This is a genomic window from Methylobacterium sp. PvP105, assembly GCF_017876975.1.
Classification (GTDB): Bacteria; Pseudomonadota; Alphaproteobacteria; order Rhizobiales; family Beijerinckiaceae; genus Methylobacterium; species Methylobacterium radiotolerans.
In genome coordinates, this window is the sequence record NZ_JAGIPA010000004.1 from 99798 (window position 1) to 112454 (window position 12657).

General features: G+C 62.4%; 19 protein-coding genes. 3 read left to right on the plus strand and 16 right to left on the minus strand.

Annotated elements, in window-relative coordinates:
* Nucleotides 1-25: 25 nt before the first annotated feature.
* From J3A75_RS33195 to J3A75_RS33220, 6 genes are read right to left on the minus strand one after another with little or no spacing between them, the layout of a single operon-like run.
* A complete protein-coding gene (locus J3A75_RS33195; RefSeq protein WP_209651132.1) occupies nt 26-184 on the minus strand; it encodes a hypothetical protein in 159 nt (52 codons plus the stop codon).
* Entirely contained in the window at nt 181-495 is a 315-nt protein-coding gene (locus J3A75_RS33200) for a hypothetical protein (protein ID WP_209651133.1), read from the minus strand. The genes J3A75_RS33195 and J3A75_RS33200 overlap by 4 nt, the downstream gene beginning before the upstream one ends.
* On the minus strand, nt 492-788 hold the full coding sequence (locus J3A75_RS33205) for a hypothetical protein (RefSeq protein WP_209651134.1): 297 nt from the start codon (nt 786-788) through the stop codon (nt 492-494). The genes J3A75_RS33200 and J3A75_RS33205 overlap by 4 nt, the downstream gene beginning before the upstream one ends.
* Complete coding sequence (locus tag J3A75_RS33210; RefSeq protein WP_209651135.1) at nt 778-1359, minus strand: 3'-5' exonuclease; 582 nt, start codon at nt 1357-1359, stop codon at nt 778-780. The genes J3A75_RS33205 and J3A75_RS33210 overlap by 11 nt, the downstream gene beginning before the upstream one ends.
* Nucleotides 1356-1649 carry a hypothetical protein gene (locus J3A75_RS33215; RefSeq protein WP_209651136.1) on the minus strand — a complete coding sequence of 98 codons (294 nt, stop codon included), beginning with the start codon at nt 1647-1649 and terminating at the stop codon, nt 1356-1358. Before J3A75_RS33215 ends, J3A75_RS33210 begins: the two co-directional genes overlap by 4 nt.
* Nucleotides 1646-2023 carry a hypothetical protein gene (locus tag J3A75_RS33220; RefSeq protein WP_209651137.1) on the minus strand — a complete coding sequence of 126 codons (378 nt, stop codon included), beginning with the start codon at nt 2021-2023 and terminating at the stop codon, nt 1646-1648. Before J3A75_RS33220 ends, J3A75_RS33215 begins: the two co-directional genes overlap by 4 nt.
* A 469-nt stretch (nt 2024-2492) precedes the next feature.
* Between J3A75_RS33220 and J3A75_RS33225 the strand changes: the two genes are divergently transcribed.
* Together J3A75_RS33225 and J3A75_RS33230 are read left to right on the plus strand one after the other, a co-directional pair.
* Complete coding sequence (locus J3A75_RS33225; protein ID WP_209651138.1) at nt 2493-2666, plus strand: hypothetical protein; 174 nt, start codon at nt 2493-2495, stop codon at nt 2664-2666.
* Between the two features lie 30 nt (nt 2667-2696).
* Nucleotides 2697-3968 (plus strand): hypothetical protein, encoded by a 1272-nt coding sequence (locus J3A75_RS33230; RefSeq protein ID WP_209651139.1) that lies wholly within the window; start codon nt 2697-2699, stop codon nt 3966-3968.
* A gap of 61 nt (nt 3969-4029) precedes the next feature.
* On the opposite strand, the gene J3A75_RS33235 is transcribed toward J3A75_RS33230, so the two are convergent.
* The 6 genes from J3A75_RS33235 to J3A75_RS33260 all read right to left on the minus strand — a co-directional run bounded on the left by J3A75_RS33235 (nt 4030) and on the right by J3A75_RS33260 (nt 7544).
* Nucleotides 4030-4632, minus strand: a complete 603-nt coding sequence (locus J3A75_RS33235) for an AAA family ATPase (RefSeq protein WP_209651140.1) — start codon at nt 4630-4632, stop codon at nt 4030-4032.
* Complete coding sequence (locus tag J3A75_RS33240; RefSeq protein ID WP_209651141.1) at nt 4629-4886, minus strand: hypothetical protein; 258 nt, start codon at nt 4884-4886, stop codon at nt 4629-4631. The genes J3A75_RS33235 and J3A75_RS33240 overlap by 4 nt, the downstream gene beginning before the upstream one ends.
* Entirely contained in the window at nt 4883-5518 is a 636-nt protein-coding gene (gene dut, locus J3A75_RS33245) for a dUTP diphosphatase (protein ID WP_209651142.1), read from the minus strand. Before dut ends, J3A75_RS33240 begins: the two co-directional genes overlap by 4 nt.
* The gene (locus tag J3A75_RS33250; protein WP_209651143.1) at nt 5515-5790 is read right to left on the minus strand and encodes a hypothetical protein; all 276 of its coding nucleotides are present in this window, start codon (nt 5788-5790) and stop codon (nt 5515-5517) included. The genes dut and J3A75_RS33250 overlap by 4 nt, the downstream gene beginning before the upstream one ends.
* Nucleotides 5791-5854: 64 nt before the next feature.
* Nucleotides 5855-6646, minus strand: a complete 792-nt coding sequence (locus tag J3A75_RS33255) for a hypothetical protein (protein WP_209651144.1) — start codon at nt 6644-6646, stop codon at nt 5855-5857.
* Nucleotides 6647-6719: 73 nt separating this feature from the next.
* Nucleotides 6720-7544 carry an HNH endonuclease gene (locus J3A75_RS33260; RefSeq protein ID WP_209651145.1) on the minus strand — a complete coding sequence of 275 codons (825 nt, stop codon included), beginning with the start codon at nt 7542-7544 and terminating at the stop codon, nt 6720-6722.
* A 790-nt stretch (nt 7545-8334) separates the two neighbouring features.
* On the opposite strand from J3A75_RS33260, the gene J3A75_RS33265 reads away from it, so the two are divergent.
* Complete coding sequence (locus J3A75_RS33265; RefSeq protein ID WP_209651146.1) at nt 8335-8736, plus strand: hypothetical protein; 402 nt, start codon at nt 8335-8337, stop codon at nt 8734-8736.
* Between the two features lie 73 nt (nt 8737-8809).
* Here J3A75_RS33265 and J3A75_RS33270 read toward each other — a convergent pair whose 3' ends face one another.
* From J3A75_RS33270 to J3A75_RS33285, 4 genes are all read right to left on the minus strand, one after another.
* Nucleotides 8810-9235, minus strand: coding sequence for a hypothetical protein (locus J3A75_RS33270; protein ID WP_209651147.1), 426 nt, complete (start codon nt 9233-9235; stop codon nt 8810-8812).
* Between the two features lie 101 nt (nt 9236-9336).
* Entirely contained in the window at nt 9337-9495 is a 159-nt protein-coding gene (locus J3A75_RS33275) for a hypothetical protein (RefSeq protein WP_209651148.1), read from the minus strand.
* The gene (locus tag J3A75_RS33280; protein WP_209651149.1) at nt 9495-12011 is read right to left on the minus strand and encodes a ribonucleoside-diphosphate reductase; all 2517 of its coding nucleotides are present in this window, start codon (nt 12009-12011) and stop codon (nt 9495-9497) included. The genes J3A75_RS33275 and J3A75_RS33280 overlap by 1 nt, the downstream gene beginning before the upstream one ends.
* Before the next feature lie 78 nt (nt 12012-12089).
* Nucleotides 12090-12650 (minus strand): hypothetical protein, encoded by a 561-nt coding sequence (locus J3A75_RS33285; protein WP_209651150.1) that lies wholly within the window; start codon nt 12648-12650, stop codon nt 12090-12092.
* Nucleotides 12651-12657: the final 7 nt, after the last annotated feature.

The following is a 12657-nucleotide window of genomic DNA, read 5'->3' on the forward strand; positions in this document are numbered from 1 at the left end:
CGCATGCTCGCTTGATTGAATGCGATCAGAAGTGGACGCCTGCGGCCATCAGGCCGCCGGCCGAGAGCGCCGCGGTGCCGAGGATGATGTTGAAGCCGCACGAGCCGTAGAGGCCCTCGCGCCAGTCGTAGGCGGCCGTCCCGAACAGGATCAGGGCCAGGGCGATGAGAGCGAGCCAGTTCATGCGACCACCTGCAGGTGAGAGGGACGGGACTTCGAGCGAAGGGGAGGGCGGTGCGCGGCCGGCGGCGTGTAGCTGTGCGCCGGGCAGAGCGGGTGCGGCGCGGCCGCGACCGGGAAGGCCATGAACCGGCGCGGCATGCGCCGGTCGAACTGGTAGGCGCCGAAGCGCACGAGGCCCCAGCCCTCGTTGCCGCCCATTAGGTAGTAGCGGGCGATCTCGGGGTCGTGCTCGACCACCATCGCGATCGAGGGCTTGGGCGCGGCGTAGGCCTTGAACTCCGCGATCGTGAGATTGTCGTTGACCGCGATCATCGGTGGGAACTCAGCACTGACTTACTGCCCTGGACGGACTTCGGGCGTAGATGACCCAGCAGACCGAACACCACGAAGTGCAGGCGGATCAGCACCCACAGAGCGAGGCCCACGATCAGGAAGGCGAAGCCCGACAGCATGGTGACGAGGGGCCACCAGGTGAGGTTGATGAGCGAGCCGGGTGCCCGGAGGATGCCCCGCTCGAACGCGAGGTAAACGGAGCTGACGTAGCGCGGGTTTCGGCCGGCCTCGATGTCGAGGAAGTCGTTCAGCGGATCGGGCTTACGCGGCAAGGGAGATCTCCTGGGCGGGGTAGAGGAAGTCGAGGTCGGGGTCCTTGAAGGCGCGCCAACGGCGCGCGTTGAAGAAGGCACGCATCATCACGTCCACGTCGTATTCCGCCCGGTGCGCCTGGGACGGGTCGTAGTCGATGCCGAGGGCGGCGCAGAACACGCCGAGGTTCGGGACCGCGCCGTTCGGGGTGGCGAACCGGCCGCGCAGCATCGTGTCGAGGACGGGCTTGGTCAGGGCGGGCAGCCGCATGCGGCCCAGCTCGTAGTTCATGAAGGGGAGGTCGAAGCCCTCGCCGTTGTGGGCGACGGTGAACACCGGCTCCTCGAGGCGCCGGCGCACCTCCTCGGCGACCTCGGACCAGGTCGGGCAGCCCACGATGTCGTTCGGGCCGATGCCGTGGATCCGCCGGACGTCGGCCGGGATCGAGCGCTGCGGGTCGACCTTGGTCACGTAGGTATCCACGAGCCGCTCAGACTCCAGCTCGTAGGTGAGGATCGCGACCTCGACAAACCGATGGTCGCCCGGCTGCAATCCCGTCGTCTCGGTGTCCCAACCCGCGATCAGCGTCACGCCTCGTTCTCCTCGTCGGTGAGCGGCACATCCTCCTCGAGGCTGCCGGCGATCTCGTCTCCGTCCCGGAAGCGGGCGACCACGACGGGCTCGCCCTCGCTCCAGGCATGGTCGTTCAACAGGGCCTCGACGAGCTGGAGCTTCGGCATCTCCGCGAGCTCGATCCGCTCGATCTCGATCACCCGGTCGGTCTTCACCGAGGCGCGCCGCGCGACCCGGACCGCTTCGTGCTTGAAGGCCCGGTAGACGGGCGCTCCGTTCTCATCCTTGATGCGGAACACCTTGCTCACTTCGGCGCATGCTCCTTGAGCTCCTGCCGCGCCCGGTAGAGCAGGGCGCTCATGTCCTCGGCGATCAGCCCGTGGGTCACGTCGAACAGGGCGTCGATCACGAACCACAGGTCTCGGTCGGTCATGCGCCCGGCGTCGCGGGCGGCGTTGGCGTCCTGGACCGCTTGGAGCGCCTTGCGGGTCAGCTCCTCGCGCATCGTCGGCCATTCGCTCTTGCTCGCATTCGGGCTTTCGCGCTTGGGCGCCTTCGGCGGCTCGATCAGGCGGCCAGCGAGGACCATTAGCCGGGCCGCTGCGCTGGTGCCGGGCCGGTGCTTGTTGAGCGCGGCGGCCCCAGCACGGCAGGCGATATGAAACTCGTGTCGCTCGCTCATTTTCGCCTCCCTGTCTGTGTGCGCGTCGCGTCAGCTCGACGTCACGACTCATTTGTAGCGACGCGACGTCGGGTTGTCACAGTCAGCGCTGACTTACCGTGCTAAACCAGCACGCTGAGGAGTGCAATGCGCTTGGCCAGTCTCATGCCACATGTGCTCAACGTCCTGCCGCACTGACGTAGGGTTGCCCGCCTTGCGAGCGTCCTGCACCACATCAAGCTCGGCGAGATACTTGAGCGGGCGCGTTTGAAACGACGCTTCGGCAATGCGCCTTTGCCTTGACCGGCCAAGCAAATTTGACGCTCTGAAATGGCCGACATCGTGAGGCTTTGCAGCGCAGCATCAGTAAATATGGACGGCCGGTTCATGACGGAGGCTTTGAAAAAGAAAACCTCCGCTGTGATATAAATAGCACTTTACCTCGTTTCCGACATCCAGAATAAATAGATTGTCGAAATGGGAGGTCTGCATGTCGAATGCTTCAATGGGCCGCTATCCAGACAAAGTCGATCCAGATTTGGGTGAAGATGACGCTCCCGATAAGGATGAAGACAAAGAAAAAGACGAAGAGAAAGAAAAAGAGAAAAAAAGACCAGACACTGGTATCCCAAGACCTCAGAACCCTGACCGATATCCTGATTAATCAGCAAATTTTCCAGATCCGGCCCGCTGGGTGATTGGCTTCAGTGGGCTGATATTCGAGCGTGTGACTATCTATTTGCAGACGGATTATTTGCTCATGACGATGGCTCGGCGCGTAACGATTTTGATCGTGGCCGCATTTCTCGGATCGTGCACGCGCATCGGAGTGACAAGCATAGTTGCGGAGAGACAGGATTACAACGAAGCGATTAATTACACCTCTACGCAGCAGACTATGGCCAATATCGTTCGATCGTATAATCGGGAAAGTCCGACTTTTTTAAATGTATCGGATATCACGAGCAGCAAATCTTTGGGCGCAAACTTAAGCGGTGGATCAAGCAACATAGGGGCCATGCTGCCAATCGGCTCGCTTAGCAGCATGTTTTCTGCAAACGATCAGCCAATTGTTAAATATACTGCGACAACTGGTTATGATCTTATAAGTCAAATTTCTGATCCAATATCAATCAATGACATATTCAAGTTGACGAGTTCTAACTCTCCCTTGCTGCCGTTGCTGGTATTCTCGACCAACAGATTTACGCCGGAGTTCGGTGATTATTTTAGGGCTATCGCGATAATCAATGCGCTCGATACGCTTGGCGCCATCACTATGCAACAAGCGGATGACGGTGTTGTATCGATTAAGTTCGACGAGCGAGGGTTCGTTTCCAAGGCGGTATCTGATAACCGAGAGGACGCAAATATTGCTTGTTTTAATTCAGTAAGCTCATCTGGTTTGGCTCGCGGCCTTTGGGCTCAGTTGCTTTCTATTTATAAGCAGCGCAGTCGCAATGAAATACTTCTATTCGCTGGGCTCACAAAAAGGCGCGAGACGTATATTGTGACACGCTCAGCACTTGGCGCTCTCAGTGTCAGTGGCAATGACCATGACATCGCATTTCTGCCGGAAATCGAAATAAATCGTATTATACTTGAAAATAAACAACAAGATAACTGCTTACAAGATTTCTATTTCATGGGAAGAGGAGATTTGGGTGTTGCCGAGCTTTGGTCTTCCTATTACAGGTTGATGGCGTCGAATGAACCGAGTGCCCAAGCCCAATTCGAGTTTCGAAAGCTGGCTGGGCAGCGCGCGTTGATTTTGATCCAAACTACAAATCATCCTGTCTACGGTGCATTTGCCAGCTACGAGAGAAATGGTGTCTGGTATTCTATCAGGGATGATGACCGAATTTCGAAGAGAAACTTCTCTCTTTTGAACACTTTGTTGACCATACAAGCCGTGCCCGCCGCTCAACCGACGCCTACGCTCACATCAATCCAGCTTCGGAATTAGTTATCTTGGCATATTGCTGAATTTTTCGGATCGCCAAGGATCAACGGTTAGGTGGTTCGGTTCATTGGAGAGGTGAAGCGGACCGTTTCAGCGAGTTTTCATCCAGCCATTCGGCGATGACATTGCACACGCCGTTGACCCGGGTCTCCAGGTCGAGCGCCGAGATCCGCACCATCGTCGGGCCGCGCATCATCTGGGCGGCGCCTTCCATGATCCAGTGCGTGTGCCACTGGTAGGCGGGGTTGGCCGGCGCCTTGCCGTCGGCGACCTGGTAGGTCGGCAGCGGCACAGGGATGAAGATGATCCCGAAGTTGCGGTTCGCCAACGACAGGGCGCGCTCGCAGAAGACGCGGATCCGCTCGCCCTGTTCGGGCGTGGTCGCGTGCATGCCCACCTCGGCCATCATGTAGCCGATCAGGTCGAGCGGCGTGCGGTCGACGAGCACCGGGCGCGGCAGCTCGGCGATGATCTCCGCGTAGCGCTTGAGGTAGAACTCCTGGGCGGCGATGCGCACGTCGATCGACAGGTTGCCGATGTTCTCGAAGCCGCCGCCGGCCATGATCTCGGCCGTCTTCATCTCGTGGTAGGTGAAGCCGAGGTTCGCGGCAGCGAGGCGCGCGAGGGTGCTCTTGCCAGTGCGGCTGGCGCCGGTGAACCCGATCATGGAGTGTCCTGGATGAGCCGGTAGCAGCGTGCGAAGCGCGCGAGCCGGATGAAGCGGTTGGTAGGGCGGAACTCTGCCCGGCTGGCCGGGCGGGTCGAGACGCGGGCGATCTGCGTCTCGACGGTGCGGGAGAGGCCGAGCACCGTCTGGGTCGAGGTCTGCACCTCGATCCGGTCGACGCGCACGTAGCGGGCCTCGCCGCCGGGCAGGCGGGTGTTCGAGATCCAGATCTGCCCTGGGCGAACCGTGCTCACGCGGGCTCCTCCCCGGTCTCAGGGGCAGCTTCGAGCCAGCGAGGCGGACCCTCGTGCCGGCGCCGGTCGGCCGCCTCCTGCGCGAGCGCGCGGAGACCGATCTTGCTGTTGCGGTCCATCGGCTTGCCCGACGGGAGAAGAACCTCCTGGTCCAGCACCGAGAGGGGAGGGGAGGGGGCCTGGCTGACGCCCGTGGAGCCGAAGCCGCCGGTGCCGCGCGCCGTCTCGTCGAGCTCCTCGACCTCCTCGAACACGGCCTGGAACACCGGCACGATCACGCCCTGCGCGATCCGGTCGCCCGGGGCGACGTGGAACTGCTGGTCCGTGGTGTTGTGCAGGATCACGCCGAGCCCGCCCCGGTAGTCGCCGTCGATCACGCCAGGGCCGTTGTGGACGGTGATGCCGGACTTGTTCGACAGGCCGGAGCGCGGGCAGACGAACAGCGCGAGGTGCGCGGGCAGCGACATGGCGATGCCGGTCGGGATCAGCGCGCGGCCGCCCGGCTGCACGGTGATGTGGTGCGGGATGTCGGCGTGGAGATCCATGCCGGCGGCCTGATCGGTGCCGTAGGTCGGCAGGATCGCGGTCGGGGTCAGGCGCTTGATGCGCAGGGGGATCTGGATCGTGTTCACGCTGCGATCCCCTCGACAACGGCCTGCGCGCGGGCGTCGGCCAGATCCAGGATCAGGGTGCCGGCCGCCTCGAGCGCGGCCTCGCGGGTCTCGTGCGGCCCGTAGAGCTGCACCGTCGTGCCGGGCTTCGCGTCGGGGTCGGGCAGGGTGAAGTAGAAGCCCGGCCACAGCTCCAGCTTGTTCGTGGCATCGAGCTGGATGATGCCGACGGTGACGGAGGCGAACGTGCCTCCCTCCTCGTCCTTGAAGTCGACCGTTCCGGTCTCGCTCATCGCGGCCTCGTGTGTAAGCGCTGACTTATCTAGGTGGCCGCCGGATGTCCAGCAGCCGGCGATCTCAGGCGGCCTCGGTCTCGTCGGCCGGGCGCAGGAACAGAGCCTTGCCGGCGTAGGGCTGGTCGAACACCGCCTCGCTGTCGAGGAGCTTCCGGTGCTGGATCCAGCCGCGGAAGTTGCCGTGCAGGTGCGGGTGCTTCCAGGGCTGGCGCAGGCCGGTGAACACGTCGGGCGTGGCCTGGTGCTCGGCCGGACTCGCGTGGACGGGCTTCGAGATGACCAGGCGCTCGAAGCGGGCCTTCTCAGCCTCGTAGTCGGCGTTCCCGTCGAAGGGCTCGATGGTCAGCCGGGCGCAGCGCGCGGTGGAGAGGACGAGCTGCTCGTTGGCGGAGATGGTTTCCCTCTCCGCCAATGTCACGAAGGGCATGTGCCACTGCCCGGGCTGGAGGACGCGCGGGGAGGAGGCGTCGAGCGCCGCCTTGATCGCCCGGGCGAGCGCCTCGATCTCGGGCTGTGCGCCGGCTTCGTCGCGCAGAGCGAAGAAGTTGGCCCAGTCGGTCGACGTGACCAGGACGTCGATCTTGCCGAACCACTCCAGCGGCCGGTTCGCCCACTGCTTGTGGAGCCCGGCGAAGTGCAGCAGCCGCACGCTGAGTTTTGTCAGCCGGGCTGTGCCGACCCAGACGGCCCGGGCGAGCCAGTAGCGCCAGCCGGTGAGCTCCTCGCCCGCGGCCATGCCCGACTTGTTCGAGCCGTAGAAAAGCGGCTCCACGATCGGCTCCGCGAGCAGCCGCTTGGTCGGCACGGCGCGAGAGGAGCGGCCGTTCCGGGAGAAGACGCGGTGGGTCATCATTTCGCTATGAACAAAGCGGCTGTAGCTCAACAGCACTGTCGTTAGTCGCTCGCCCTGCGGCGAAACGCTGTCCTCAATTATCACTGCAGAGCGTAGCATCTATGATCTCCAGGAACTCTTCGCCAGTCCGATTTCGCTTGGCCGAATTACAGGGATGACAGGCCATCACGAGGTTGTCGGCGCTGTGGGCGCCGCCTCGTGCCAGAGGTGTCGCGTGGTCCGCGGTGCGTCGATCCCGCTCGGTGAACCGGAGGCAGTAGGCGCAGTCCTCGGTGTCGTAGAGCGCCTTCATGAACTCGTCGGTGACGGTGCCATCGGCCGTCGCCCGCACGCTCTTGTTGCGCTCGAACTGGTAGATCCGCTGGCGCGCCCGCACCCGCTCCAGGTGACGCGCGCGATGCTTTGCCGTCACCTCGCGCGCCCGCTCTTTGGGCGCCCGGTAGCGGAGGTTGTGGCACGGCTTGCAGTTCGCCGAGCACCCTCCCAGACCGCGTGCGCTCGGCGAGAAGTCCCCGAGGGGCTTCATCTCCTGGCAGGTCACGCACAGCTTGTTGTCACCCTCGATCCGCGAGAGGTTCTTGACCGGGATTCCCTGTGCAGCGCGCCGGGCCTTCTCGGTGGTCGTGTGACAAGCCTTGCACGCGCCGGCGACGCCACCGCGGCCGGACTTGAGAAGCGCGAAGTCTGCCAGCGGCTTCGCCGTCAGACACGCGCTGCAAATCTTCTTGCCATCGACGATCGGGCCGGTTGATTTTGGCTTCACCCCGGCGGCGCGGCGCTGCTGGCGGTTGTAGTTGGTCTTGCACGTCCGGCAGTGGCCGTGAGGCTGGCCGCGCACGACGTTGAAGCGGCCGATCGGCTGGTCCGTCTTGCAGCAGGTGCAAAAGCGCATGGTCATAGCCTGGTCCTCCCTACCAAGGCGCTGTGTCATCACTGACTTATCTCATATAGCGCACGACCCTCGGGTTTTTTCGCGGCTTGCGCCGACACCTTCTAAGGAGAGCCCCAGAGCGCGAGCCCCGGGGCCTTCGCAGTTAATAACTGATACAGCTAATGCTCGAAGAGTCGCATCCGCGCTGCATCAAGCAGGATTTATACTCAACGCAACAAGATGTCTGCATCGCCTTATTGTTTCCAGCACGCTGTTGGCAGCTATTGTTGCGACTATTGCAGATATTTTGACTCTCAGACGAGCAGGACTGAGCTAAGGTCCATTTGCTCTTCGGCGCGGACGAAATCTCTGCCAAAGCCGGGAAGCTCGAAACCAAAGCAAACACCGTCGCGGTGATGAGAGAAGCTCGCTTCATTGTAGTGACCCCCATTCTCAGATGGCGACATATGGAGATCACTGATTTCAGTCCTAAGCAAGGCTCAATTTGAGGTATATGCCCCAACGGGACGTCAGACGATCTGCCTTTAGGTTCCATTGGCTCTTGCGAAACGGTTACACCCTGCTAGTCATCCTCAATGGGCGCTCAGCTACGCCCTTTACCCCGCCGTGTCAGTCGTTTAGGCGAGATCTACCCGCACCCCGTGCCTGAAGAAGAACCCGACCAACAAGCTGCATATCAGGTGGGTCAGTGCTGACTTATCATCCATAGCGCGCGCAGTTCGGGTTTTCTCAGGAACTGAGCGCTATCGTCGCTCGGCCAACGACGAACCTGGAGTCCAAGATGCCAAGGAGGCCGGTGCAGCCAGCACAGCCAGCGCCCGTAAGGCAAGCAGAGCCTGTTCAAATACGGAGCCGTGATGCGGTTAAAGCATTCTGTAATTATTGGGAAACCAGCGAGCGCGGAAGCCAGCAGGTAGAACGCTTCGAGCTATTTGAAGCCGAAGTTGGCATCTCGTGTGGAGGCGAGCCACGCGATTTTTTGACCGATGTCAAAATCAACCCCGATCAGGAGGTTGAGTTGATTGGATCCGGTCAGTTAAGGACGAATGATTATCATTTGCTCTTCAACCCGCTTTATCAGGTCTATGAATTTGACGAAGGAACCGGACGACTGCGAATCTCAGGAACCGGTCTGCCCACAAAGGGCTACATGAAAGGTCCTTACACTGTCGAAATCTATCCAAGCCACAAGAGATGATACGAAAAAGGCCCCGCATCTCTGCGGAGCCTCTATCGTCAGACCAGCTCGTAGCTGATCCCGTGCTTGCAATTCAGCCCTTGATCCAAAATCCAACTACGGTGCCAATCGCACCGTAGGCCCACTGTTTGTGTTCTGCGTCATAAATATCTGATAGTATGATCCAGAAGGCCACGGCTAGCACGATAAGACTAACCAGCGGCTGCATTACATTTTTTACAAACGTTGCGTTGAATTTTACATCATCGCGCGAGGGCCGCTTCGTCTTTGCAGGAGGCTTCTTGTCTTCCAGGTGATATACATATTCGGTGCCGTCGATGTTGGTTTCAATGGTGTCAGGCGGCGGGTTTTTGGGCGCGCCTGAAACCTCCGATGTGTTCCATGATGCTTTAACAATTGCGATATCAAAAACACTCGCTTGCCTTAGCGGTGTGTATAGGCGGATAATTAGAAGCGCGATGATTGTGAATGCGAATAAAATTGCCGGAACATAGCTCATTGTTTTTCCGTCCAATCAGACGAGGCGATCAGATTTGGCAGCATCGGCAACAAACGAGTGTCGAAATTAAGCCTCACGGCTTGGACCGTGAGACTCTGGTTTCAAACCAGTTCGTAGCTGATCCCGTGCTTGAGGATGGTCTCGACCAGGCGGTCGGGGTCCACCGGGATGCCGAGGCTCGCGTTGAAACGCGCCAGGGCGATGTAGGGGCGGACCCACCATCGCTGGCGGATCCGCAGGCGGCACTCCATCGTCGCCATCAGGCGGCCTTCTCCTCGTTGAAGTCGACCGGGCAGCCGCCCGTGCTGCAGTCGACGTGCTCGAAGCCGATCTCCTCCTTGACGTTGTCGTTGCCGGCGAGCTTGAGGGCAGCCACGATCTTCTCGAACTCGACCTTGGGGAGCGGCTGTTCGGGTTGATATTCGTATGCTGTGACATCGCTCTGGGGCATCACCGAGCAGCAGCGGATCGAGAACTGGCCCTCGATCAGCGTCTCGAGGAACTGGCCGTAGGAGACCTCCTTCGGATCATACTTGAGCGTGTAGGAGATCTGGTTGCCGCTCTCGGTCGACAGCGGGGTGACGCCGTCTTCCTCGACACCCGTGAGCCAATACTTCTCGAGGAGCCGCAGGAACTGATACTGCTCCTCGGGCGTCGCCTCGGCGGCCGTGACCACCCACTGCCCGTCGCCCAGCTCGCAGATCGCGGGCTTGGTCGGGAACCCGACGATGGTCGTGCCGGAGTAGCTCTTGAGGCGCCGGACCGGGTAGCCCTTCTCCTCGTAGACCTTCACCAGCGGGTCGTCGTTGCGGAACTGCACCCAGCGCAGGAACTCGCGCATCGAGGGCAGGTGCGCCCCTTCCGTGAGCCCGAACAGCTTCGAGGTGGTGCCGGCCGGCTTGAACGTCGTGTCCGTGTGCGGGACGGTGACGCCGAGCAGCTCCGAGAACCGGCGCGCCTCGTCGACCACGGCCCGCTTGAACCGGCTCACCGTCAGCCACAGCGCCTTGGACTTCTCCTCGTCGACCAGGTCGTGCCAGGTGAAGCCGAAGCGGTCGTAGGCCCACTCGTGGAAGCCCGTCATGCCGACGCCGATGCGGTTGGTCCGCTTCACCTCGCGCGAGTAGAGGCTGTCCATCGTGTTCGTCCGGATCAGCGCCCGCACGGCCGTGCGGAAGGCGTCCTCGGCGTCGTCGTCGCTCGATGCGTGGAAGGGCACCACGTCCGCGATCACGCAGTAGGCCCCGAGCATCAGGAGGCAGATCTCCCCGCACGGGTTCGTAATCATCGGCCAGCCGAGCGCCGCGCAGGCCTCGACCAGCGACTTCATCAGCGGCAGGGTCTCGACGTCGAGCTTGAACTTGGCGCTCTCGGCGATCAGGCCGTCGAGGTAGGCGTCCAGGCCTTCCGGCTTCGAGGTCAGCTTGTCCTGGTTGATGAAGCCCGGCTCACCCGTGCCGTCATGGTAGGCGGCGTGGGCGGCCGCGCGCAGCACCCGGTAGGCGTGCGCCTCGTCGTCGGTGATCTGCCCCGAGAGCTGAAGCAGGTTGAGGCGCAGGTTGAGACCCTCGCCCTCGTAGCCGCCGGCGAGCTGGTGCAGCTTGCGCACCGCAGACCGGAACTCCTCGTCGATCGTGACCGAGTTGTTCGAGCTCCAGAGGAAGCCGCCGCGCTTGACCGCGATGAAGTCCAGGACCGTGCGGTCCTTCCAGAACTTCGTGGCCATGCGCGCCGCGCGCCGGGCGCCGCCCACGAGCACGCACTCAGCGGCGTAGTGGTCGGCGTAGAGGGCCGCGCGCCACGGGGCCATACCGGCGTCGCGAACCTGGGCGATCGACTTGATGGCGCCCATCAGCGGGCCCGGGCCAGAGGCCGGCCGGCCCTGCATGCCGGCGATCGGCGCGCCGTTCGGGCGCACGTCGGTGAAGTCCAGGATCAGGACCTCTTCCCGGCGTCCCTCGAACGCGAAGCGCTCGATGATCTCGACGGCCTTGGCCCAGCCCTCACGGGAGTCCGGCACCTTGAAGGTGGTGATCGTGCGCCCGGCGTAGAGGTGGCGCGCGTCGCGCTCCGTCAGGTAGCCCTGGATCAGGCCCTTGCCGACGTCCGCATGGTTCCAGTCGATGACCGGCACCACGATGGGCATCTGGTTGAGGTCGGCCCGGATCATGGCGTCCGAGTAGTCGCGGCCGACGCCGGAGCCGTTGAGCAGCAGGTAGAACAGCAGGAACGTGGTCGCGCTGGTCGAGCAGTTCGTGAACACCTCCATGTTGCGGTCGCGCTGGGTGGCGTCGCCGTGCTGGAGGTGCCGGCCGCTCATGAGCAGCGAGGCCTGCCGCAGGTGATGGTGCATGCGGCCGAACTCGTCGGTGAACACCTTGTTGGTGCCGGCGTCGAACATCGCGTCGACCGGATCCATGCCGGCCGGGCGCAGGCGCGGATCAAGCGAGGCGTTGCCGACGGCGACCCGGTAGGCGACGTCCGCCCATTCCTCGGTCTGGATCGTGTAGGGCGGGATGAACCAGCCGGACACGGTGACGTCGTCACCCTGGTCGACGTGGTAGTCGGCGAGCCCGTAACCCTGGCTCTTGGCGTAGGCAGCGACCTGGCTGTCGAGCGAGGTGCTGTCGTCGCGGGGGATCTTGAAGGTGACGACGGCTTCCGCCGTGTAGGGCTTCTGGATCTTGCGGTTCACGGTGCGGTCGGCGACCGCCTGCCCCATGCCGGGGAAGTAGGAGCGAGCCGGGGTCAGCGACTCGGGGAAAAGGCCTGCCATTTTCGTCGATCTCGATTGCGGGGTTGGAGAGTGTAGGGAAGTCAGTGCTGACTTATCAGACTGGACAAGCGAAGCCGCTTATGAAGCTCGGCGCATAAGTGACAGGGAACGGCGAAATTCGTCGGTGAGCACCCCGGCTTCGGCCACCGCGATGGCGTCGGCGAGGTGTTCGTTGTCGGCGACCAGCGGCCCGTCCGCCTTGCCTCGGGCCCGGAGCCAGGTCGGGTGCGGATACTTGGCGAAGGCCCACTCGATGATCTCGGCCTTGGTGGCGTTCTTGCCGAGCCCCGTGGCCTCCTTGGTCTCGAGCGGCATCACCTGCGTGATCGGGATCGGGGCCGCGGCCAGGATGCCGACGACGATGCCGAAGGCGTTGGCCGAGTTCGCGTCCTGCGCGCCCGAGGGCACCTCGGAGAAGATCGCGTTCACGCCCTGCGCCATCTTGAGGAAGGCCCGGGACAGGGTCTCGGCCCGCTCCAGCTTGTCCGAGGACACCCGGACGCGCTTCTCCGTGGTCTTCTTCGTCTTCACGAGCACCAGCTCCTGGAGCTCGAGCTCCAGCGTGTCGGTGTCGAGCAGCATCCGGGCCATGCCCCAGGACGTGAAGCTCGGGTCGTTCGTCAGGATCGGGATCTTCATGCTCACA

Excerpts from the sequence above, each read along its gene's own strand:
- J3A75_RS33195 (WP_209651132.1), bottom strand. The coding sequence starts at position 184 with ATGAACTGGCTCGCTCTCATCGCCCTGGCCCTGATCCTGTTCGGGACG.
- J3A75_RS33200 (WP_209651133.1), bottom strand. The coding sequence starts at position 495 with ATGATCGCGGTCAACGACAATCTCACGATCGCGGAGTTCAAGGCCTAC.
- J3A75_RS33220 (WP_209651137.1), bottom strand. The coding sequence starts at position 2,023 with ATGAGCGAGCGACACGAGTTTCATATCGCCTGCCGTGCTGGGGCCGCC.
- J3A75_RS33225 (WP_209651138.1), top strand. The coding sequence starts at position 2,493 with ATGTCGAATGCTTCAATGGGCCGCTATCCAGACAAAGTCGATCCAGAT.
- J3A75_RS33235 (WP_209651140.1), bottom strand. The coding sequence starts at position 4,632 with ATGATCGGGTTCACCGGCGCCAGCCGCACTGGCAAGAGCACCCTCGCG.
- J3A75_RS33250 (WP_209651143.1), bottom strand. The coding sequence starts at position 5,790 with ATGAGCGAGACCGGAACGGTCGACTTCAAGGACGAGGAGGGAGGCACG.
- J3A75_RS33255 (WP_209651144.1), bottom strand. The coding sequence starts at position 6,646 with ATGATGACCCACCGCGTCTTCTCCCGGAACGGCCGCTCCTCTCGCGCC.
- J3A75_RS33260 (WP_209651145.1), bottom strand. The coding sequence starts at position 7,544 with ATGACCATGCGCTTTTGCACCTGCTGCAAGACGGACCAGCCGATCGGC.
- J3A75_RS33270 (WP_209651147.1), bottom strand. The coding sequence starts at position 9,235 with ATGAGCTATGTTCCGGCAATTTTATTCGCATTCACAATCATCGCGCTT.
- J3A75_RS33275 (WP_209651148.1), bottom strand. The coding sequence starts at position 9,495 with ATGGCGACGATGGAGTGCCGCCTGCGGATCCGCCAGCGATGGTGGGTC.
- J3A75_RS33280 (WP_209651149.1), bottom strand. The coding sequence starts at position 12,011 with ATGGCAGGCCTTTTCCCCGAGTCGCTGACCCCGGCTCGCTCCTACTTC.
- J3A75_RS33285 (WP_209651150.1), bottom strand. The coding sequence starts at position 12,650 with ATGAAGATCCCGATCCTGACGAACGACCCGAGCTTCACGTCCTGGGGC.